We start from the raw sequence: 20455 nt of genomic DNA on the forward strand, positions 1-20455 counted from the left end.
CCGAGCTGTCGGTGCAGTCGGTCGGTGAGCTGCCGGCGAGCGCACTGGTGCGCGTCCTGGCCGCGCGCGGTGAGACGCTCGCCGTCGCCGAGTCGCTGACCGGGGGCCTGGTGGCCGCCGAGATCACGTCGGTGCCCGGGGCCTCGAAGGTCTTCCGGGGGTCCGTCACGGCGTACGCCACCGAGCTGAAGCGGGACGTCCTCGGGGTCGACGGCACTCTGCTGGACGAGCGCGGGGCGGTGGATCCCGAGGTCGCGCAGCAGATGGCGGATGGTGTCCGCGAGGTGCTCGGCGCGGACTGGGGACTTGCGACCACCGGGGTCGCCGGGCCCGATGCGCAGGACGGACAGCCGGTCGGAACGGTGTTCGTGGCGATTTCGGGGCCGGATAACGCGGTTTCGAGGCCGGAAACCGTGGTTACCGAGTCAGAAGTCGAAACGATGCGCGGTTACGCCGATGGCGGACCGCGTGGGAAAGTTGCCGCCCTGCGGTTGAACGGTGACCGTTCGGAAATCCGTATGGAGAGTGTACGGAGCGTGCTCACGCTGCTTCTCGAGCAGCTATCCGGAGAACGTGCCGAGAATGGGCGGGCACAGGATACGGAACAGAACGGGGGGAATTGATGTTTGCAGCCCTGAGTGAACACGACATCGCTCCCCGCACGGCCGCCGCGCAAGGCGGTACGGTGGGGCGTGAAGGATGCGGCTACGCGGTCCGAGGAGGGAGCCACCGATGATTCTGCTCCGTCGCCTGCTGGGTGACGTGCTGCGTCGGCAGCGCCAGCGCCAGGGCCGTACTCTGCGCGAAGTCTCCTCGTCCGCCCGAGTCTCGCTCGGCTATCTCTCCGAGGTGGAGCGGGGGCAGAAGGAGGCTTCCTCCGAGCTGCTTTCCGCGATCTGCGACGCGCTTGACGTACGGATGTCCGAGCTCATGCGTGAAGTGAGCGACGAACTGTCGCTCGCCGAGCTGGCTGAGTCTGCAGCAGTCCCCGAACCGGTGCGCGCACCGGTTCGCTCGATGCTCAATTCCGTCTCCGTGGCCGGAGTGCCACCGGAACGGGTCACGATCAAGGCACCTGCGGAGGCGGTCGACGTCGTCGCCGCGTGAGGCGGCGCTGCCCTGAGCAGCTCCGATGTGTGTGGAAGCCCCTGCCGGGTACCCGGTAGGGGCTTCTGCGTTGTATGAGCAGAGGCTGCTGTGTTGTACCGAGGTGGCCCCTGCGGGGCTAGAAAGTTCCGAATCGACCTATTGGCGGCTTTTGTGCCATGGTTGGTGGGGATTTACCTCATTCGCTCGTGAGTTGGAGGAGACAGATGTACGCCGTGAAGAGCCCGCTGTCCGAGGGGGATCTGAAGACGGTCTCGGAGGCACTGCAAGGCGCGCTCGTGGACCTGGTCGACCTGTCGCTGGTGGCCAAGCAGATCCACTGGAATGTGGTCGGCCCGCGCTTCCGCTCCGTGCACCTGCAACTCGACGACGTCGTCGACACAGCCAGGCAGCACTCCGACACCGTGGCGGAGCGTGCCTCCACGCTCGGCGTCTCGCCCGACGGGCGCGCGGCTACCGTGTCGCAGAGCAGCGGGATCGGAAAGGTCCCCGAGGGCTGGGTCAAGGACAAGGACGCGGTCGGGACGCTTGTGGACGCGCTGGGCGCGGTCATCACCCGGATGCGGGAACGTATCGACGCGACCGGTGAGGCGGACCCGGTCACCCAGGACATCTTCATCCAGATCTCGGCCGACCTGGAGAAGCACCACTGGATGTTCCAGGCGGAGAACAGCTGACGCGTTCGGCGCGCCCCGGCCGGGAACGACGTGAACGGCCGGGGCGCGCTGTGTGTGCCGCTGTGCGCTGTGTGTGCTGTGTGTGCTGTGTGTGCTGTGCGCCCGTGTAGTGCTTCTGGCGCCGGGAGTACGCCCTCCCAGGGAGTGAACCCCGGCGTTTAGCGTCGACCTCGCGTTGGGCGGGAGGTGGCATCTGTGGCAGCCGTGAGCGGGACGACCGTGACGTGGCGGGCCGTGCGATGGGTGCCTGTCCTGGCGCTCGGCGGGCTGTGGTGGTGGGGCGTGCTGCGACTGGCCCTCGCTCCTGATGCCGGGGTGCTGGAGGGGGCGGTCGCGGCCGGCGGGTGGGGGTTGAGCGTGCTGCCTGTGCACTGTGTGCCGAAGGCGCGTGCGGAGGGCGAGGTGGCGGCGGCTCGGAAGGGGCGCCGGCGGTGTGCGGCCGGGAGGGAAGCGTGGGGCGCGGCTACCACGGCATGGCGACGCCGCCATTGGGGCGGAGGATCTGGCCGGTCGTGAAGGACGCGGCGTCGGACGCCAGGTGCAGCACGGCGTGAGCGATGTCGTCCGGTTCGCCGACGCGGCCGAGGGGTGACAGGCGCGCCATGACTCCTTCGGTGTGGCTCCGGTCCTCCGTGCCGTGCCGGGCCGTCATGGGCGTACGGATCCAGCCCGGCGCGACGGCGTTGACGCGGATGCCGTGCGGGCCGACCTCCGTGGCCAGGGTCTTGGTGAGCTGGACGACGGCCGCTTTCGACGCGCCGTAGCAGAGGAGGCCGGGGCCGCCGGTGTCGACGGCGCCCGAGGCCATGGTGACGATGCTGCCGCCGGAGCCCGCCTCGATCATGACGCGGGCCGCGGCCCGGCAGGCGTACAGCACGCCCTTGAAGTTGATGTCGAGGACGCGGTCGAGGTCCTCGTCGCGGGTGTCCAGGACTGTGCTGTCGTGCATGACACCGGCGATGGCGGCGAGGATGTCGAGGCGGGGGGTGTTGGTGGGGGTTGTGGCGGTGGCGGCTGTGGCTGTGGCTGTGGAGGTTATGGGGGTTGTTGCCGCTGCCGTGACGGCTTGTTCGACCTGTTTCCTGTCGGCCACGTCCAAGGGGTGGGTGTGCGCGGTGCCGCCGACCGCCTTGATGCGGGCGGCGGTCTCGTGGAGGCCCTGCTCGTCGCGGTCGGCGCAGTGGACGGTGGCGCCCGCCTCCGCGAGGAGCAGGGCCGTCGCGCGCCCGATGCCGCTGGCGGCGCCGGTGACGAAAGCGGTGCGGCCGGTGAGGTCGTACGCCTTGACGGGCATGACGGGACGGTACGGCTGCTTCTGACGACTCGTCAACTGGGCGGCAGGGGAGAGCCGTTACGGCGTCGGGCCCGGCTGGCAGGTGGGACACCAGTAGGTGGGTCGGCTACGGGAGCCGTCGCCCTGTTCACCGACGCGGATCGGGGTGCCGCAGCGCCGGCAGGAGCGGGACGCCCGCCCGTACACGAAGAGCCGCTGGCCGTTGAGGTCGCGGCCCGTGGTGGTGCGGGAGGGCCGGTTGCGATTGGCTTCCAGGAGCTTCTTGGCGAGGGCGGGGAGGCGGTCTGTCTTCTCCTCGGACAGCTCCCCGATCGGGAGCCAGGGGGTGACGCCCAGGATGAAGCAGATCTCGCTCTTGAAGACGTTGCCGATGCCCGCGAGATTGCGCTGGTCCAGGAGGGCCTCGCCGAGAGGGCGCTCGGGCGCGGCCAGGAGGTTGCGCAGGGCGCGCTCCGGGTCCCAGTCGGCGCCGAGGAGGTCGGGGCCCAGGTGGCCGACGGCTTTGTCCTCGTCGGTGGTGCGGAGCAGTTCGAGGACGGGCAGGCGATAGCCGACGGCGGTGCGCTCGGCGGTGCCGAGGATCGCCCGGATCTGGTGCCCGGGGCCGCCGCGCCACCGCTCACCGGGGGCGAACAGCCGCCAGGAGCCGTCCATCCGGAGGTGCGAGTGCAGGGTGAGGCCGCCCTCGATACGGGTGAGGAGGTGCTTTCCGCGCGGGGTGACGTCCAGGACGGTGCGGCCGGTGAGGTCGACCGTCGCGAGCTTGGGCACGCGGAGGTCGGAGCGCGTGAGGACGTGCCCGGCGAGGGCGGAGTCCAGGCGCCGGGCCGCCTGGTGGATGGTGTCACCTTCGGGCATGGGTCCAGGGTGGCATGGAGGGGACGCTGGTGCTGGTGCTGGTGCTGATGCTGGTGCTGGGCTGGTGCCGGTGCGCATGCGCGTGCATGTAGGTGTGTGTGCGTGCGTGTGCATGTCCGTGGGTGTGGTGTGCGTGACGTGGCTCGTCGCGTGCGTCCTCACGCGCGCAGGCGGAGGCCGCGTGGGGTGGCGTGGAAGCCGGCTCCTTCCAGGAGAGGGGCGAAGGGGGACGTCAGGGCGGCGGAGCCGTTGACCCGCTCCACCGTGACCGTGCCGAGGGAACCCGCTCGGGCGGCCGCGGCCAGCGCTTCGGCGGCCGCGTGCAGCCGGGGGTCGTCGGCGACCGGGTTCTCCGGAGTGGCGGGCCAGGCCAGCAGTGTCTTGCCGCCGCGCTCCATGTAGAGCGTCAGCTCGCCGTCGACCAGGATGACGAGGGAGCCCGCCTTGCGGCCGGGTTTGTGACTCGCGCCGTTCGGCGGCTCGGGCCAGGGCAGGGCCGCCCCGTACGCGTTGGCTGGGTCCGCGGCGGCCAGCACGACGGCGGCCTGGGCGTCGGAGGGGCGCGCACCGTCCGTACGGTCTCGGGCGTTCGCCGTGGCGCGCAGGCGGTCCACCGCGCCGTCCATCGCGAACTGTGCGGCGCCCAGGCCCTCGACGACGTAGCCGCGGCGTGCCTGTCCGCTGTCCTCGAAGGCCGACAGGACGCGGTACGTCGCGGAGAAGCCGCCCTCGACGCCTTCGGCCGCCACCGCGCCGCGGGTCACCACGCCGTGCCGGTCGAGGAGGGCGCGGGCCAGGGCGTGGGCGCGCAGGGTCGGGTCGGGCTCGCGGTGCGGGAGGAGCGACCAGCGGCCCGCGACGGTGGGCGGGCCGGTGCGGGAGACGGTGCCGGAGGCGGTGCGGGCGGCCGCGGTGAGGCTTCCGTAGCGCCCGCGCGGGGTGCTGCGCTTGGCGCGGTGGGCCGTGGCTCCCGCGGTGCGGCCGGAGCCGAGGAGGGAGCGCATCGGGCCGAGCGTGTCGTTCGTGAGCAGGCCCGACCAGGCCAGTTCCCAGATGGCGTCGGCCAGCTGGGGATCGAGGGCGCCCGGGTGGGTGGTGGCGCGGACCTGGTCGGCGATCTGGCGGAAGAAGAGGCCGTACCCCCCGGAGAGGGTGTCCAGGACCGACTGGTGCAGGGCGGTGAGCTCCAGGGGGTGCGGGGGAGGCAGGAGCAGGGGCGCCGTGTCGGCCAGGTAGAGGGAGACCCAGCCGTCCTTGCCCGGCAGCGAGCCCGCGCCCGCCCAGATGACCTCGCCGGCCGCGGTCAGCTCGTCGAGCATGGCCGGGTGGTAGCCCGCGACGCGCGAAGGGAGCACGAGCTTCTCGAGCGCGGAGGCGGGGACGGTGGCGCCCTGGAGCTGTTCGACGGCGCGTGCCAGGCCGTCGATGCCGCGCAGGCCGTGCCCGCTCAGGTGCTGCCACTGGGGCAGGAACTGGGCGAGCGCGGCCGGTGGCACCGGTTCCAGCTCGTGCCGCAGGGCGGCGAGGGAGCGGCGGCGCAGCCGGCGCAGTACCGCGGCGTCGCACCACTCCTGGCCGATGCCCGCCGGGTGGAACTCCCCTTGCACCACGCGGCCGTTCGCCGCGAGGCGTTGCAGCGCGCCCTCCGTGACCGCCGCTCCCAGGCCGAAGCGGGCGGCGGCGGTGGCGGACGTGAACGGGCCGTGTGTCCGCGCGAAACGGGCGAGGAGGTCGCCGAGAGGGTCCTTGACGGGCTCGGTGAACGCCTCGGGGACGCCGACGGGCAGCGCTGTGCCGAGGGCGTCGCGCAACCGGCCCGCGTCCTCGATCGCCGCCCAGTGGTCCGCGCCCGCGATGCGCACCCGGATGGCGCGGCGGGCGGCCGCGAGCTCCTCGGCCCAGCCGGGCTCGGCGCCGCGTTCGGCCAACTCCTCCCCGGTGAGCGGCCCGAGGAGCCGCAGCAGGTCGGCGACGCCCTCGGCGTCCTTGATGCGGCGGTCCTCAGTACGCCACTGAAGCTCCTGCTCCAGTTCCGTCAGGACATCCGCGTCGAGCAGCTCGCGCAGCTCCGCCTGGCCGAGGAGCTCCGCGAGCAGCCGGGAGTCCAGGGAGAGCGCCGCCGCGCGCCGCTCGGCGAGGGGGGAGTCGCCCTCGTACAGGAACTGGGCTACGTACCCGAACAGGAGGGAGCGGGCGAAGGGGGAGGGCTCGGGCGTGGTCACCTCGACGAGGCGGACGCGGCGGGACTCGATGTCGCCCATCAGCTCGGTCAGCCCCGGTACGTCGAAGACGTCCTGGAGGCACTCCCTGACCGCTTCCAGGACGATCGGGAACGAGCCGTACTCGCTGGCGACCTCGAGGAGCTGGGCGGCGCGCTGGCGCTGCTGCCACAGCGGGGTGCGCTTGCCGGGGCTGCGGCGCGGCAGCAGCAGCGCGCGGGCGGCGCATTCGCGGAAGCGCGAGGCGAACAGCGCCGAGCCGCCCACCTGATCGGTGACGATCTGGTTGACCTCGCCCTTGTCGAAGGTCACGTCGCCCGCGCCGACCGGGGCCTTCTCCGCGTCGTACTCCACAGGGGGCGCGGTGGGCTCCTGGTCGAGCAGGTCGAGGCCCATCAGGTCGGCGTCGGGCAGCCGCAGCACGATGCCGTCGTCGGCGTGCATGACCTGCGCGTCCATGCCGTACCGCTCGGTGAGGCGGGCGCCGAGGGCGAGGGCCCACGGGGCGTGCACCTGGGCTCCGAAGGGGGAGTGCACGACGACCCGCCAGTCGCCCAGCTCGTCGCGGAACCGCTCGACGACGATCGTGCGGTCGTCCGGGATGTGCCCGCAGGCCTCGCGCTGCTCGGAGAGGTACGCGAGGACGTTGTCGGCGGCCCAGGCGTCGAGGCCGGCGGCGAGGAGGCGCACGCGCGCGTCGTCCTGCGGGAGCGCGCCGACCTCGCGGAGGAACGCGCCGAGCGCCCGTCCCAGTTCGAGCGGGCGGCCCAACTGGTCGCCCTTCCAGAAGGGCAGGCGCCCGGGGACGCCGGGGGCGGGGGAGACCAGGACGCGGTCGCGGGTGATGTCCTCGATGCGCCAAGAGCTCGTGCCGAGCGTGAAGACGTCGCCCACCCGGGACTCGTACACCATCTCCTCGTCGAGCTCTCCGACGCGGCCGCCGCCCTTCTTGGGATCGGCGCCCGCGAGGAAGACTCCGAAGAGGCCGCGGTCCGGGATGGTGCCTCCCGAGGTGACCGCCAGACGCTGCGCCCCCGGCCGCCCGGTGACCGTGCCCGCGACGCGGTCCCAGACCACGCGCGGACGCAGCTCCGCGAACGCGTCGGAGGGATAGCGCCCCGCGAGCATGTCCAGGACCGCCGTGAACGCGGACTCCGGAAGCGAGGCGAACGACGCCGCACGGCGGACCACCGCGAGCAGGTCGTCGACCTGCCAGGTGTCGAGTGCGACCATCGCCACCAGCTGCTGGGCCAGCACGTCCAGCGGGTTGGCCGGGATGCGGAGGGACTCGATGGAGCCGGTGCGCATCCGTTCGGTGACGACGGCGGCCTGGACCAGGTCTCCTCGGTACTTCGGAAAGACGACGCCCGTGGAGACAGCGCCCACCTGGTGCCCCGCCCGGCCCACGCGCTGCAACCCGGAGGCCACCGACGGCGGCGACTCGACCTGCACGACCAGGTCGACCGCGCCCATGTCGATGCCCAGCTCCAGACTGGACGTGGCGACGACGGCCGGCAGCCTGCCCGCCTTCAGGTCCTCCTCGACCTGGGCGCGCTGCTCCTTGGAGACCGAGCCGTGGTGGGCGCGTGCCAGGACGGGCGGGGCGCCCTTGGCCGCGCCCGACTCGGCCATCAGCTCCGCCGGGGAGTGGTCCTCGGGGAGCGCTTCGCCGGTCGCCCTCTCGTACGCGATCTCATTGAGCCGGTTGCAGAGGCGCTCGGCCAGCCGGCGGGAGTTGGCGAACACGATCGTCGAGCGGTGGGCCTGCACGAGGTCGGTGATGCGCTCCTCGACGTGCGGCCAGATCGACGGGCGCTCCGCCTCGGCCCCCGGGCCGTCGCCGGAGTCGCTTGCCGGGGATCCGCCCAGCTCCCCGAGGTCCTCCACCGGGACGACCACCGACAGGTCGAACTCCTTGCCGGACGGCGGCTGGACGATCTCGACCTTGCGCTTGGGGGACAGATAGCGCGCCACCTCGTCGACCGGGCGCACCGTCGCCGACAGGCCGATGCGACGCGCGGGCTTCGGCAGCAGCTCGTCGAGCCGCTCCAAGGACAGGGCGAGATGCGCGCCGCGCTTGGTGCCCGCGACCGCGTGCACCTCGTCGAGGATCACTGTCTCGATGCCGGTCAGGGCGTCCCGCGCGGCCGACGTGAGCATCAGGAAGAGCGATTCGGGTGTGGTGATCAGGATGTCCGGCGGGCGGGTCGACAGGGCCCGGCGCTCGGCGGCCGGAGTGTCACCCGAGCGGATGCCGACCCGCACCTCGGGCTCGGGCAGGCCGAGCCGCACCGACTCCTGGCGGATGCCGGTCAGGGGGGAGCGCAGATTGCGCTCCACGTCGACCGCGAGGGCCTTCAGCGGCGACACGTACAGCACCCGGCAGCGCTTCTTCGGGTCGGCGGGCGGCGGTGCCGAGGTCAGCTGGTCGAGCGCCGCGAGGAACGCGGCCAGGGTCTTGCCGGAGCCCGTGGGCGCGACGACCAGCACGTCGGACCCCTCGGAGATGGCGTGCCACGCCCCCGCCTGGGCGGAGGTGGGCGCGGAGAAGGCCCCCGTGAACCAACCGCGGGTCGCGGGGGAGAATCCGGCTAGGGCGCTGGGGACGCCGGGCGCACTGGACGCGGAGCTGACCATGCCCCCATCGTGCACCCCACCACTGACAACGGCGCCGACCTGCGGAAAAGAGCTCGTGCGAGCCTCGCGGAACGAGTGAACGGGGACTTCGCTTCATGCACGGCGACTGCGCTGCATGAACGCCGACTGCGCTTCATGATCTGCACGCCGCACGCCGCCCCCTTGATCATCGACGCACGGGTGCGCCGGTTCAGGTAACGAGAGGTAGCCGCGCCGTCGGCGTCTCGGGCACCCCGAGCCGTTTCGCGGTCGCTTCCGGACGGCAGAGCAGCGCCGCGAGGATGCCCGCGGTCAGCAGCAGCCCAGCGGTCAGCAGCCAACCCTGCTCGTAGCCCGCGGACACCGTGGCCGCCCGGTCCACCATGCCGCCGAGGACCAGCGGCGACAGGATGCCGCCCAGCGCGTACACGAAGGTCAGTACGCCCAGCACGACGCCACGTTGGGAGGGCGGGGCGATGCGGGCGCACACGGTCATGGCCACCGTCAGCATGACCATGGCCAGAGTGACCGGGCCCAGCAGCAGAGGCACCTTGCACCATATGGAGTCGACTGTTCCGAACACGGCGACGGCGCCGCCCGAAACCACCATGAGCAGTCCGGCGCCCGCCCCCACCGGCAGTCGGCGGCCCGACGGCTCCCGCTGGGCGGAGCGCTGTGCGACCGAGCCGTGGACGAGCAGCACCACGCCGTTGGCGAGGGCGGCGACACCCACCAGCGTGCCCGCTCCGTCCAGGTCCCAGCCGACGACGCTCTCCAGGTAGTCCGGCGTCCACGTCAGCAGGGTGCTCATCAGCCAGTACGCGGCGAAGGCGCCGAGGGCCGCCGTCACGAAGGAGCCCGACAGCAGAACGGCGCGCAGGGGGACGGCGCGCAGGGGGACGCTGTCCGACGCGGATCCGTCCACGCCCCCGCCCCCGCCGCTCTCCGCGGCCCTTCCGACCTGCGGGGCATGCGGCCCCTCGGCGCCCCAGATCTGCCAGGCGACCGCCCAGACGAGACCGACCAGCCCCACCACACCGAACGACCACCGCCAACCCCAGTGACCGATCACCCAGCTCAGCACGGGCGCGGCCACGGCGACGCCGGCCGCCGCTCCGAACAGCAGGACCGCGGTGGGCAGGGCCCGTTCACGCTGGGGGAACCAGCCGTGGACGTGGTGGACGGCCACCGGCGCGGAAGGGCCCTCGGCCGCTCCCAGGAGCACCCGCGTGGCCACCAGCGTGCCGAACCCCGCCGCACCCCACAGCATCGGCAACTGAGCCGCCGACCACAGCAGCACGAGCACCAGGAGCAGCGGGGTCGTCCGCACCCGCCGCGTCAGCAGGGAGACCCCGAGGGCCGCTACGGAGAACAGTGCGAAGAACGCCGACTGAGCCGTGCCGAACTCCTGCCGGGTCAGGTCGAAGTCCGCGCGGATCTCCGGCCCCGCGAGCCCGAGGACCGCCTTGTCGGCGAAGTTCACCACCATGAAGGCCAGCAGCAACCACGTGGTGCGCCAGGCCGCTCTCCTGTGCTCTGTCATCTCCGCGGGCTCCTCGTGTGCGCTGGGAGTGCTGCACGGCTCGGGCGGGTGCACAGGGACGAGTCTCGGACTCCGGAGCGAGACCGACCAGCGTTCGCGCGAAGAGAAGTACGCAGGGGAAGTGAAGTACGGAGGGAAAGAGAAGCACCCAGGCGAGGAGGGCGCCCTCGGTCAGTCGATGTCAGTCGACGTTCAGTGGATGGGCCGCCCGTAGGCACGGAGCGTGCGCAGTGCCTCAATGGTGACGATCGGGCGCGACTCCAGGGCCGTGCCCGGCGCCCACTGCCGCCAGCGCACGGGCCAGCCGCCGTCCGCCTGCTGCTCCCGGGCGAGCTGGTCGAGGGAGCGTGCCATCTCCTCGTCGGTGAACCACGAGCGGGCGAGCGACTCCGGGGTCTTCGCGTAGTCGTGCGCGAAGTGGTGCTCGCCCGGTGCGTATCCGGGCGCCACCGGGTAGGCGGCCAGGTCGTCCGGATCCAGCGCCGCGAGCCTCTGCTGTCGCATGAGGCGTCCCAGGCGGTCGGCGGCGGCACGCGCGCGTGGGCGGTCGGGTACGCCGTCGAGGAAGGCGACAGCTGCCTGAATTTCGTACGGATGTGACTTCTCGAGCGATTCGACGGCCGCCCAGCAGAAGTCCGTGGCCCGGAAGAGCCAGGCGTGCCACACCTCGTTGCGGTGCAACAGGCCCACCACGGGGCCGGTGGCGAGCAATGCGCCCGGCGGGTCGTCGACGACCGGCACGAACGGCGCCGAGGGGTAGCCGCGCTGGCTGGGATGGATCGCCGGAAGGGCTCCCTCAGCTGTCGACACCGAGGTCAGATACCGGCACACGCGCTCCACCCGCTGCCCGCCGCAGCGGCGGATCGAGTCCAGCACGCGCAGCGCGTGCCCGACGTGCAGCGGCTGGCTGACGGGCCCACGCAGATCGGGTTCGAGGGCGTGGCCGTACCCGCCGTCACGGGTGGCGTACGAGGTCAGGGCGGCCTCGACCGCGTCCGCGGCCTGATCGCCGCCGGCGCCGTCGAGGAAGTGGTACGCGAACCGTCGCTGTTCAAGGACGCGTGCGGTGAGCCACATGAAGTGCTCGGCGCGGGCCAGCGGGGAGAGCGCTGCGTCCGGGACAGGCACTGCTTCGGGGGAGGGCACTGCGTCGGGGGATGCTCCGATTTCGGCCATGCCCCGACGGTAGGGCGGAAAGCGTTCTCAGCGAGCCCTCTGCGCCGGGCTGCACTCTCAGGGGCGCGTCAGGGGCGGCATGTGGTTGACGGTTTCCCGGCGGGCACGGAGTGCATGTCCCGTACGAACTACAGTCATTGGATGATCATCGCTCCTGAAGTGTTGTCCTGTGGCGCCGTGCTGCGGCTGATCTCCCTCGACGACGCGGAGGCGCTGCACACCGCGTACACGGCGAACCGGGAACATCTGGCTCCATGGGACCCGCGCCGCCCGGACAGCTTCTTCACCGTCGACGCCCAGGCCGAACGCATCGGGGAGCAGCTGAAGCAGTACGCCGAGCGGCGCGCCGTCCCTTGGGTGTTCGAGGACGAGGGCGAGATCGTCGGCACGATCACGCTCTCCGGAATGGTGTTCGGGCCCTTCTGTAGCGCCTACCTGGGGTACTGGGTGGCGGCCGGACGGCAGAACCGGGGACTGGCCAGCGCGGGCGTGGCGAGCGTATGCCGCGCGGCCCGCGACAGTATCGGCCTGCACCGCATCGAGGCCACCACCCTCCTCGACAACGCCCCGTCGCAGCGCGTGCTGGAGAAGAACGGTTTCGAGCCGATCGGTCGGGCTCCGCGCTATCTGCACATCAACGGGGAATGGCGGGATCACCGCCTGTTCCAGCGGATTCTGCACGACGGCCTGCCGTCGAGCTGATCTCCGGAGAACCGCCCCGTCGGCTCAGGCTTTACGCTGCGTATACATACACATCGGAGTGAGGGCGGAGCGGATGGCATGCGGTTGACGGTCTTCTGGCAGCGGATGGCGGATCACTTCGGTGCGGCGTACGCCGACTCCTTCGCGCGTGACCACGTGATGACGGAGCTGGGCGGCCGTACGGTCAACGAGGCGTTGGACGCGGGCTGGGAGGCCAAGGACGTCTGGCGTGCGGTGTGCGTGGCGATGGACGTGCCGGCCGACAAGCGCTGACCCCGGAGGGGCTCGCCGCCGCCGGGACGCTTCCACGCGCGCGTGGGGCCGCCCTATGAGCGCGTCCGCCCCAAGAGCATGGCCGTCCCAAGATGTGAGGGTGGCGGCCGATCGCCCACGACGTGAGTGAGACTTGCTCCGTGGCACCGACAGAAGAGACCGCGCAGGTCACCCAGAACCCCGTTCCGCCCGGCACGACGCCGCCGCCCGCACAGCCCCCCACCGGGGCCGAGGCAGGGCACGGCGCCCGCATGCCGCGCTGGCTGCCGCGCGCCATGGTTCTCGCCCTCGCGCTCGTCGCGTGCTTCCAGTTGGGCAGTTGGGCGTTCCACCAGCTGACCGGGCTGTTGATCAACGTTCTGATCGCGTTCTTCCTGGCGCTCGCGGTCGAGCCGGCGGTCAGCTGGATGGCGGCGCGCGGGCTGCGCCGGGGCTTCGCCACCTTCCTCGTCTTCCTGAGCGTCGTGATCGCGAGCGCCGGCTTCGTCACGCTGATGGGGTCGATGCTCGCGAGCCAGATCGTCGACATGGTCGAGGACTTCCCCGACTACCTCGACAAGGTCATCAGCTGGATCAACCAGACCTTCCACACGGACCTCTCCCGCGTGGAGGTCCAGGACAGCCTGGTCCACTCCGACTGGCTCCAGAAATACGTGCAGAACAGTGCCAGCGGCGTCCTGGACGTCTCCGCGCAGGTCCTCGGCGGGCTCTTCCAGCTCCTGACGATCCTGCTGTTCTCGTTCTACTTCGCGGCGGACGGGCCGAGGCTGCGGCGCGCGCTGTGCTCGGTGCTGCCGCCCGCCAAGCAGGCCGAAGTGCTGCGGGCCTGGGAGATCGCGGTCGACAAGACCGGCGGCTACCTCTACTCGCGCGGCCTGATGGCGCTGATCTCCGGTATCGCGCACTACATCCTGCTCCAGGTGCTCGATGTCCCCTACGCGCCCGTGCTCGCCGTGTGGGTGGGCCTCGTGTCGCAGTTCATCCCGACCATCGGCACGTATCTGGCGGGCGCCCTGCCGATGCTGATCGCCTTCACGGTCGACCCCTGGTACGCGCTCTGGGTGCTGATCTTCGTAGTCGTCTACCAGCAGTTCGAGAACTACGTGCTACAGCCCAAGCTCACCGCCAAGAGCGTCGACATCCACCCCGCGGTCGCGTTCGGCTCGGTCATCGCGGGCACGGCGCTCCTCGGCGCGGTCGGGGCGCTCATCGCGATCCCCGCCGTCGCGACGCTGCAGGCCTTCCTCGGGGCGTACGTGAAGAGGTACGACGTCACGGACGACCCCCGGGTGCACGGGCACCGGCGCCAGGTGGGAGCACCTCTCCTCGCGCGCATGCGGGGCGCCTTGCGGGGGCCGAACAGGCCGGGGGCGCCGCCGCAGCAGGGCGGCACGGAGCCGGAGCGGGACGGGCGCCGGTAGAGCGCGGCGGTCGGTCGGCCGGGCAGCGTGCCACGCTTGACACTAAATTCGAACATCCATTCTCATGGGGGTCCAGGCGGCGATTCCCCAAGGTGGGCGGGGGGATCCCGGGCACGCTCCGGAGGATCTCGGTGAGGGATCGCCTCGAGTTATCCACAGGCTGGACGGGCGTCGGGGCGGATTGTCAGTGGCAGGCGTTAGCGTCTTTGACGTGAAGCGATCGACTCAAGCAAATCGGGTGGAACCCATGGCAGGAACCGACCGCGAGAAGGCGCTCGACGCCGCGCTCGCACAGATTGAACGGCAATTCGGCAAGGGCGCAGTGATGCGCATGGGCGAGCGGCCGAACGAGCCCATCGAGGTCATCCCCACCGGGTCGACCGCGCTCGACGTCGCGCTCGGCGTCGGCGGCATCCCGCGCGGCCGCGTGGTGGAGGTGTACGGCCCGGAGTCCTCCGGTAAGACGACCCTCACCCTGCACGCCGTGGCCAATGCCCAGCGGGCGGGCGGCGCGGTGGCCTTCGTGGACGCCGAGCACGCCCTCGACCCCGAGTACGCGAAGAAGCTCGGCGTCGACATCGACAACCTCATCCTGTCCCAGCCGGACAACGGCGAGCAGGCCCTCGAGATCGTCGACATGCTGGTCCGCTCCGGCGCCCTCGACCTCATCGTCATCGACTCCGTCGCCGCCCTGGTGCCGCGCGCGGAGATCGAGGGCGAGATGGGCGACTCGCACGTGGGTCTTCAGGCCCGTCTGATGAGCCAGGCGCTCCGGAAGATCACCAGCGCGCTCAACCAGTCGAAGACCACCGCGATCTTCATCAACCAGCTCCGCGAGAAGATCGGTGTGATGTTCGGCTCCCCGGAGACCACGACCGGTGGCCGGGCGCTGAAGTTCTACGCCTCGGTGCGCATGGACATCCGCCGCATCGAGACCCTGAAGGACGGCACGGACGCGGTGGGCAACCGCACCCGCGTCAAGGTCGTCAAGAACAAGGTCGCGCCGCCCTTCAAGCAGGCCGAGTTCGACATCCTCTACGGCCAGGGCATCAGCCGCGAGGGCGGCCTGATCGACATGGGCGTCGAGCACGGCTTCGTCCGCAAGGCAGGCGCCTGGTACACGTACGAGGGCGACCAGCTCGGCCAGGGCAAGGAGAACGCCCGCAACTTCCTGAAGGACAACCCCGACCTCGCCAACGAGATCGAGAAGAAGATCAAGGAGAAGCTGGGCGTGGGCGTGAAGCCCGAGGCCCCGGCCGCCGAGTCGGCCCCGGACGCGGCGGGCGCCCCGGCCGACGACGCCGCCAAGACGGTGCCCACGCCGGCGGTCAAGGCCACCAAGTCCAAGGCCGCGGCGGCCAAGAGCTAGTCCGTGACACGACGAACCGACTGGGCGGACCACACCGCCCCCGAAAGCCGCACCGGTCCCGCCGGACGGGGCCACGGGGACGGTGTGGATCAGGACGGCACAGACCGGGACGGCGGCCACCAGGACGGAGCCGGCCCCAGCCGTGGGCGCCGGCGGCGGCGCGGCGGGTTCGACGGCCACCAGGACAGCGGTTCCCCTGCCTCGTCGAGGGCCGAGAAGGGGGAGCCGCCGACGGGGGATCCGGCTGAGCGGGCGCGGGCGATCTGTCTGCGCCTGCTCACCGGTACGCCGCGCACGCGCAAGCAGCTCGCCGACGCGTTGCGCAAGCGGGAGATCCCCGATGACGTGGCGGAAGAGGTGCTCTCCCGCTTCGAAGAGGTCGGACTGATCAACGACAGCGCCTTCGCGGACGCCTGGGTGGAGTCCCGCCACCACGGCCGGGGCCTGGCCCGCCGTGCGCTCGCGCGGGAGCTGCGCACCAAGGGCGTGGAGTCCACGCTCATCGACGAAGCCGTGGGGCAGCTCGACTCGGAGCAGGAGGAGGCGACCGCTCGCGAGCTCGTCGCCCGCAAGCTCCGCTCCACGCGAGGCCTCGACCGGGACAAGCGCCTGCGCCGCCTCGCGGGCATGCTCGCCCGCAAGGGGTACGGCGAGGGCATGGCCCTCAGAGTGGTGCGGCAGGCGCTCGAGGAAGAGGGCGAGGACACCGAGGACTTGGGGTACGAGGCGTTCTGAGCGGGCCGCCCCCACGGGGGTGGGGCGGCAACCGGAGCGATCCACGCATCCCAGCCCGCGCTCCGCAGGGTGGGGTTATCCCCCCTGCGGAGACGCCGGGCCACCGCAGTGCACAGCGACCTGTGCACAGACGACTGTGTACGCATGGCACAGGAACCCGGCACGAACGACGCGGCACGACCCGACGTCCCCCCTCGGACCGGGGCCTCGCCCCTGACCGACGCCCCGGTCCCGGAAGAGCTGAGCGACCTGCGCGTCCTCAAAGCGCTCGCGCAGCCGCGGCGGCAGCGCATGCTGCTGCACCTCACGGTGCATGGCCCGGCCACCTCCGCGACGCTCGCCCGCGCCCTCGGCCTCAACACCGGGGCGACCAGCTACCACCTGCGCGAACTCGCCCGCTACGGCTTCGTCGAGGAAACCCACGGCCCGGGGCCCGAAGGCGAGCCGCACAAAGACGAGCCGCACGGGCGTGAGCGCTGGTGGCGGGCCGTCCCGGGCGACCGGCGCTTTCCGCCGCGCAGTCGGCAGAGCCCCGAGACACGGCTCGTCATGGACGAGCTCAACAACCTCTCGTACGCCGCCGACCTGGAGCTCTTCGCGCAACTGCTGCGGGAGCGGAGCGAGGAAGAACACCGGTCGGACAACGCCGAACCGGACGAGTGGGCCGACGCGCTGCCCTACTCGCGGGGCACGATCCGGCTGACCCTCCCCGAACTCCACGCGTTCTTCGAGGAGTACATCGCGCTCCTCAATCGCTACAAGCGCCCCGACGCGGACACCCCGGCAGACGCCCGCACCGTCCTCACGCGCTTCCTCGCCTTCCCCGCACCGAAGGCCGCGGCCTCGTCCGACGACCGGAAAGAGGCCGAGTCCTCATGATGATGCTGCGCTACGCACTACAGACAGTCAGGGCCCGCAAAGGCGGCTTCCTCGGCGCCTTCCTCGCGCTGATGTGTGCCGCGGCACTCATCACCGCCTGCGGCACTCTCCTGGAAACCGGCCTGCGCGGCACGATCAAGACCGAGCGCTACGCCGCGACACCGGTCATCGTCTCCGCGGACCAGAACGTCCACCAGACCACGATCAAGCACAAGAAGGGCAAGACGAAGGTCAAGCACAAGGCGAAACCCATCGCCGAGAGGGCCTGGCTGCATGCCGACGACATCGAGGACAGGCTCAAAAGGGTCCCGGGTGCCGCTTCTGTCGTGCCCGAACTCACGTTCCTCGCAGAGCCGGTGCTGCCTGATGCCGCGAGCGGCACCGGTAAACCCTCGTACGGACATGCCTGGAAGTCCGCCGTGCTCACCCCCTTCCGCATCGTCGACGGAAGGGCCCCGCGCGCGGCCCACGATCTGGTCGTCGATCGCGACCTCGCCGACCGCACGGGTCTGAAGCCGGGTGACCACCTCACCGTCCAGTCGACGCAGAGCCCGCGCGACTACCGCATCACCGGCATCGCCGCATCCGAGACAGGTGCCCTGGCGCACCAGACCTCGCTCTTCTTCTCCTCCGGAGAGGCCGAGCGGCTCGCCGCACACCCCGGGAAGGTGACCGCCTTCGGTGTCGTCCCGGACGAGGGAACCGCCGTCGCCGACCTGGAAGACGCGGCCGAACACGCCCTCGACGGTACGACGGCGCAGGTCAGCGCGGGGGACGACCGCGGACCGGTGGAATTCCTCGACGCGGCGGGAGCGCGCGTCAAGCTCGTCAGCATCGGCGGCGCCATGGGCGGCACCTCCCTCCTGGTCGCCGTCCTCGTGGTCGTCGGTACCTTCGCCCTCTCGGTCCAGCAGCGCCACCGCGAACTCGCCCTGCTGCGCGCCGTAGCCGCGACCCCGAGGCAGATCCGCAGACTGCTCGGCCGTGAGGCGCTGATCGTCGGCGCCGTCGCGGGGACCACCGGCGCGCTCACCGGAATCCCGCTCGGTGGTTGGCTGCACGCCCGATTCGTGGCATCGGGAGCCGTGCCCGCCACCCTCGAACGCGCCGTCAGCGCCTTCCCGCCCCTCGTGGCCGTGGCCGCCACCCTGCTGGGCGCCTGGGCCGCCGCCCGTATCGCGGGGCGCAGGATCGCCGGGATCCGTCCGGCACAGGCCCTCGCCGAGGCGCGGGTCGAGCGGCACGGGGTCGCCTGGGGCCGCGTTGTGGCGGGTCTGGTGCTGTTCGCCGGAGGGGCCGTCCTGGTCGCCGTGCTGAGCGTGCTGCGCACCGAGGCCGCGTCGACTCCCGTGACCTTCCTGGCCGTGGTGGTCTTCGCCTGCGCCATCGCGCTCTTGGGACCGCTCGTGGTCCGGGCGGCCGCGGCCCTGCTGCGGGGCCCTCTGCGGCTGACCGGCCCCGGGGGCAGGCTCGCCCACGCCAATCTGCGCGGCAACGCGGCCAGGATGGCGGCCGTCGTCACTCCGCTCGCCCTCCTCACCGGCATGGCCTGCACCGTCCTCTTCGTCGGACCCACCCTTGACGACGCCGCCCGCGCCCAGGCCCGCGAAGGCGTCCGCGCGAACTGGGTGCTGGCCGCGCGAGGGCCCGGCGTCCCGGCGGAGGCCGCACGGAAGCTGCGTACGACCGAGGGCGTCGAGGCCGCCACCGAGATCGTCCGCACGACGGTCCGCGTCGGGCTCGACAAGTACCCCGCGCAGGGCGTCACTCCCGAGGGCCTCACCCGGACCTGGGACCCGGACGTCACCGCGGGCTCGCTCGCGGACTTCGACGAGGACGCCGTCGCCGTCAGCGAACTCGCCGCCGACCGGCTCGGCCTGAAGCCGGGCAGCACGCTCAAGTTCACCCTGGGGGACGGCACGAAGGCGGAGCTCACCGTCCGTGCCGTGTACGCACGCGGTCTCGGTTTCGGCGATCTGACCATGGCGCACGACCTGGTCGCCCGCCACGTGGACAACCCGCTCGCCAGCACTGTCCTCGTCAAGAGCGCCCGTACGCAGGAACAACTCGCGGCAGGCGTCCAGAAGTTCCCGGGAGTGCGCGTTCTCTCCCCGGTGGCCGTGGCCGGTCTCCAGGCCGAGAGCCGACAGGCCAATGCCGAGGTGAACCTTCTGGCGATGGGCCTTGTACTGGCCTTCACCGCCATAGCTGTCGTCAACACCCTTGCCATGTCCGTCTCCGAGCGCGTGCGTGAGTTCGCGATGCTGCGTCTCGCGGGCGCCACGCGCCGCCAGGTCCTGCGGGTGCTGCGCGCCGAGGCGTTGTCGATCCTGCTCATCGGTGTCGCGCTGGGCAGCGGGGTGGCACTCGCCGTCCTGACGGCGTTCAGCGTGGGGATGACCGGCAGCGCGGCACCGACAGTCGTTCCCTTGGTGTACGTCTCCGTGGTGGCCGTCGCCGGGCTGCTCGCCCTCGCCGCGACTGCCCTGCCGGGCCGCGTCGCCCTGAAGCCGCTACCCGTCACTGTGGCGACGGCCAAGGAGTAGCGGTCCCTGCGCGAAGGGTGCCTCCTCCTCAGAAAGAGGGGGCACCCACGCGCGCGTGCTCACGTTCCGGCGGTCACCACGGGCAGCCCGGCCGCCCGCCACGCCTGGAATCCGCCGACGAGATCCGTGGCGTGGCGCAGCCCCAACTGCCGCAAGGAGGAGGCCGCGAGGCTGGACGCGTAACCCTCGTTGCAGACCACGACGACGCGCAGGTCGTGACCGGTGGCCTCCGGGGCACGATGGCTGCCCTGCGGGTCGAGGCGCCACTCCAGCTCGTTGCGTTCGACGACGAGCGCTCCGGGGATCAGCCCGTCGCGCTCGCGCAGCGCCGCGTAGCGGATGTCGACCAGGAGCCCTCCGCTCTGGCTGGTCTCGTACGCCTCCTCCGGAGTGAGCCGATCGAGGCCCAGCCGCACGCGCGCCAGCAACTCGTCGATTCCGACGGGAGGTTCTCCGACCGACTCCCGGTCGTCGTTCACTGCCAGTCCTCCGGGCGCTCCACGGACTCCAGGCGGAGCACGTCACCGGTGCGGCTGTAGCGGCGGATCCGCGGCAGGGGCGGGTAGTAGGCGTGTACGGAGACGGCGTGTTCGGTCGTGGACTCGTTCAGCACCTCGTGCACATGGTTGCGGCCGAAGGCGCGGCCCTCGCCGGCCGTCAGCTGCCGTTCACGGTCGACGTCCTCGGAGAGCTCCAAGGTCTTCCACCCGTCCGTGGGCAGACGGGCGGCGAGCGAGTTCTCCTTGAGGGTGCCCGTCGCGGTGAGGAAGGCGCCGACCGACTCCGCGTGGTCGTGCCATCCGGTCCCGGTGCCGGGCGGCCAGCCGATCAGCCAGGCCTCGCTGCCGCCGGGTCCCTGGAGACGCACCCACGTACGGCCTTCGGGGTCGAGGGGCAGGGAGGCGACGAGCGCGGAGTCGGCCGCGGTGCGGCGGACGAAGTCGAGGAGTTCGGCGGCGGTGGGCGCCGAGGAGCGTGCGGTCGAGGGCGCGGGGGAGGAAGGGGCAACAGACACGGGTACCGTCCTGGAAGTTCGCGGA

17 protein-coding genes are annotated in these 20455 nt (G+C 71.7%); 10 read left to right on the top strand and 7 right to left on the bottom strand.

Annotated elements, in window-relative coordinates; translation table 11 throughout:
• Nucleotides 1-44 precede the first annotated feature (44 nt).
• The 3 genes from ACZ4Z4_RS08755 (at nt 45) to ACZ4Z4_RS08765 (ending at nt 1784) form a co-directional block, all read left to right on the top strand.
• Nucleotides 45-623: a CinA family protein gene (locus ACZ4Z4_RS08755; protein WP_468325717.1), complete on the top strand. Its 579-nt coding sequence runs from the start codon at nt 45-47 to the stop codon at nt 621-623.
• A 109-nt stretch (nt 624-732) separates the two neighbouring features.
• Nucleotides 733-1107 carry a helix-turn-helix domain-containing protein gene (locus ACZ4Z4_RS08760; RefSeq protein WP_055564110.1) on the top strand — a complete coding sequence of 125 codons (375 nt, stop codon included), beginning with the start codon at nt 733-735 and terminating at the stop codon, nt 1105-1107.
• A gap of 206 nt (nt 1108-1313) precedes the next feature.
• A complete protein-coding gene (locus ACZ4Z4_RS08765) occupies nt 1314-1784 on the top strand; it encodes a Dps family protein (protein WP_468324243.1) in 471 nt (156 codons plus the stop codon).
• Between the two features lie 463 nt (nt 1785-2247).
• Here the strand turns inward: ACZ4Z4_RS08765 and ACZ4Z4_RS08770 are convergent, their stop codons facing one another.
• The 5 genes from ACZ4Z4_RS08770 to ACZ4Z4_RS08790 all read right to left on the bottom strand — a co-directional run bounded on the left by ACZ4Z4_RS08770 (nt 2248) and on the right by ACZ4Z4_RS08790 (nt 11490).
• On the bottom strand, nt 2248-3078 hold the full coding sequence (locus ACZ4Z4_RS08770; protein WP_468324246.1) for an SDR family NAD(P)-dependent oxidoreductase: 831 nt from the start codon (nt 3076-3078) through the stop codon (nt 2248-2250).
• Nucleotides 3079-3135: 57 nt separating this feature from the next.
• Complete coding sequence (locus ACZ4Z4_RS08775) at nt 3136-3936, bottom strand: Fpg/Nei family DNA glycosylase (RefSeq protein ID WP_468324249.1); 801 nt, start codon at nt 3934-3936, stop codon at nt 3136-3138.
• A 158-nt stretch (nt 3937-4094) separates the two neighbouring features.
• On the bottom strand, nt 4095-8792 hold the full coding sequence (locus ACZ4Z4_RS08780; RefSeq protein ID WP_468324253.1) for an ATP-dependent helicase: 4698 nt from the start codon (nt 8790-8792) through the stop codon (nt 4095-4097).
• 190 nt (nt 8793-8982) lie between these two features.
• Entirely contained in the window at nt 8983-10314 is a 1332-nt protein-coding gene (locus ACZ4Z4_RS08785) for an MFS transporter (protein ID WP_468324255.1), read from the bottom strand.
• Between the two features lie 192 nt (nt 10315-10506).
• Nucleotides 10507-11490, bottom strand: coding sequence for a hypothetical protein (locus ACZ4Z4_RS08790; RefSeq protein WP_468324258.1), 984 nt, complete (start codon nt 11488-11490; stop codon nt 10507-10509).
• A gap of 141 nt (nt 11491-11631) precedes the next feature.
• Between ACZ4Z4_RS08790 and ACZ4Z4_RS08795 the strand changes: the two genes are divergently transcribed.
• From ACZ4Z4_RS08795 to ACZ4Z4_RS08825, 7 genes are all read left to right on the top strand, one after another.
• The gene (locus tag ACZ4Z4_RS08795) at nt 11632-12192 is read left to right on the top strand and encodes a GNAT family N-acetyltransferase (RefSeq protein ID WP_468324260.1); all 561 of its coding nucleotides are present in this window, start codon (nt 11632-11634) and stop codon (nt 12190-12192) included.
• A gap of 78 nt (nt 12193-12270) precedes the next feature.
• Nucleotides 12271-12465 (top strand): DUF3046 domain-containing protein, encoded by a 195-nt coding sequence (locus ACZ4Z4_RS08800; protein WP_468324263.1) that lies wholly within the window; start codon nt 12271-12273, stop codon nt 12463-12465.
• Between the two features lie 140 nt (nt 12466-12605).
• The gene (locus tag ACZ4Z4_RS08805) at nt 12606-13886 is read left to right on the top strand and encodes an AI-2E family transporter (protein WP_468324265.1); all 1281 of its coding nucleotides are present in this window, start codon (nt 12606-12608) and stop codon (nt 13884-13886) included.
• 247 nt (nt 13887-14133) lie between these two features.
• Nucleotides 14134-15255 carry a recombinase RecA gene (gene recA / locus ACZ4Z4_RS08810; RefSeq protein ID WP_468324268.1) on the top strand — a complete coding sequence of 374 codons (1122 nt, stop codon included), beginning with the start codon at nt 14134-14136 and terminating at the stop codon, nt 15253-15255.
• A 3-nt stretch (nt 15256-15258) separates the two neighbouring features.
• A complete protein-coding gene (gene recX, locus ACZ4Z4_RS08815) occupies nt 15259-15990 on the top strand; it encodes a recombination regulator RecX (protein WP_468324271.1) in 732 nt (243 codons plus the stop codon).
• Nucleotides 15991-16134: 144 nt separating this feature from the next.
• Nucleotides 16135-16869: an ArsR/SmtB family transcription factor gene (locus ACZ4Z4_RS08820; protein ID WP_468324273.1), complete on the top strand. Its 735-nt coding sequence runs from the start codon at nt 16135-16137 to the stop codon at nt 16867-16869.
• Nucleotides 16869-19415, top strand: coding sequence for an FtsX-like permease family protein (locus ACZ4Z4_RS08825; RefSeq protein WP_468325720.1), 2547 nt, complete (start codon nt 16869-16871; stop codon nt 19413-19415). Before ACZ4Z4_RS08820 ends, ACZ4Z4_RS08825 begins: the two co-directional genes overlap by 1 nt.
• 59 nt (nt 19416-19474) lie before the next feature.
• Here ACZ4Z4_RS08825 and ACZ4Z4_RS08830 read toward each other — a convergent pair whose 3' ends face one another.
• Together ACZ4Z4_RS08830 and ACZ4Z4_RS08835 are read right to left on the bottom strand one after the other, a co-directional pair.
• A complete protein-coding gene (locus ACZ4Z4_RS08830; RefSeq protein WP_468324275.1) occupies nt 19475-19894 on the bottom strand; it encodes a rhodanese-like domain-containing protein in 420 nt (139 codons plus the stop codon).
• Nucleotides 19891-20430, bottom strand: coding sequence for a cupin domain-containing protein (locus tag ACZ4Z4_RS08835; RefSeq protein ID WP_468324278.1), 540 nt, complete (start codon nt 20428-20430; stop codon nt 19891-19893). Before ACZ4Z4_RS08835 ends, ACZ4Z4_RS08830 begins: the two co-directional genes overlap by 4 nt.
• Nucleotides 20431-20455: the final 25 nt, after the last annotated feature.

The organism is Streptomyces sp. NPDC030245 (genome assembly GCF_055572995.1).

Excerpts from the sequence above, each read along its gene's own strand:
- ACZ4Z4_RS08760 (WP_055564110.1), top strand. The coding sequence starts at position 733 with ATGATTCTGCTCCGTCGCCTGCTGGGTGACGTGCTGCGTCGGCAGCGC.
- ACZ4Z4_RS08765 (WP_468324243.1), top strand. The coding sequence starts at position 1,314 with ATGTACGCCGTGAAGAGCCCGCTGTCCGAGGGGGATCTGAAGACGGTC.
- ACZ4Z4_RS08770 (WP_468324246.1), bottom strand. The coding sequence starts at position 3,078 with ATGCCCGTCAAGGCGTACGACCTCACCGGCCGCACCGCTTTCGTCACC.
- ACZ4Z4_RS08775 (WP_468324249.1), bottom strand. The coding sequence starts at position 3,936 with ATGCCCGAAGGTGACACCATCCACCAGGCGGCCCGGCGCCTGGACTCC.
- ACZ4Z4_RS08780 (WP_468324253.1), bottom strand. The coding sequence starts at position 8,792 with ATGGTCAGCTCCGCGTCCAGTGCGCCCGGCGTCCCCAGCGCCCTAGCC.
- ACZ4Z4_RS08785 (WP_468324255.1), bottom strand. The coding sequence starts at position 10,314 with ATGACAGAGCACAGGAGAGCGGCCTGGCGCACCACGTGGTTGCTGCTG.
- ACZ4Z4_RS08790 (WP_468324258.1), bottom strand. The coding sequence starts at position 11,490 with ATGGCCGAAATCGGAGCATCCCCCGACGCAGTGCCCTCCCCCGAAGCA.
- ACZ4Z4_RS08795 (WP_468324260.1), top strand. The coding sequence starts at position 11,632 with ATGATCATCGCTCCTGAAGTGTTGTCCTGTGGCGCCGTGCTGCGGCTG.
- ACZ4Z4_RS08800 (WP_468324263.1), top strand. The coding sequence starts at position 12,271 with ATGCGGTTGACGGTCTTCTGGCAGCGGATGGCGGATCACTTCGGTGCG.
- recA (WP_468324268.1), top strand. The coding sequence starts at position 14,134 with ATGGCAGGAACCGACCGCGAGAAGGCGCTCGACGCCGCGCTCGCACAG.
- ACZ4Z4_RS08820 (WP_468324273.1), top strand. The coding sequence starts at position 16,135 with ATGGCACAGGAACCCGGCACGAACGACGCGGCACGACCCGACGTCCCC.
- ACZ4Z4_RS08825 (WP_468325720.1), top strand. The coding sequence starts at position 16,869 with ATGATGCTGCGCTACGCACTACAGACAGTCAGGGCCCGCAAAGGCGGC.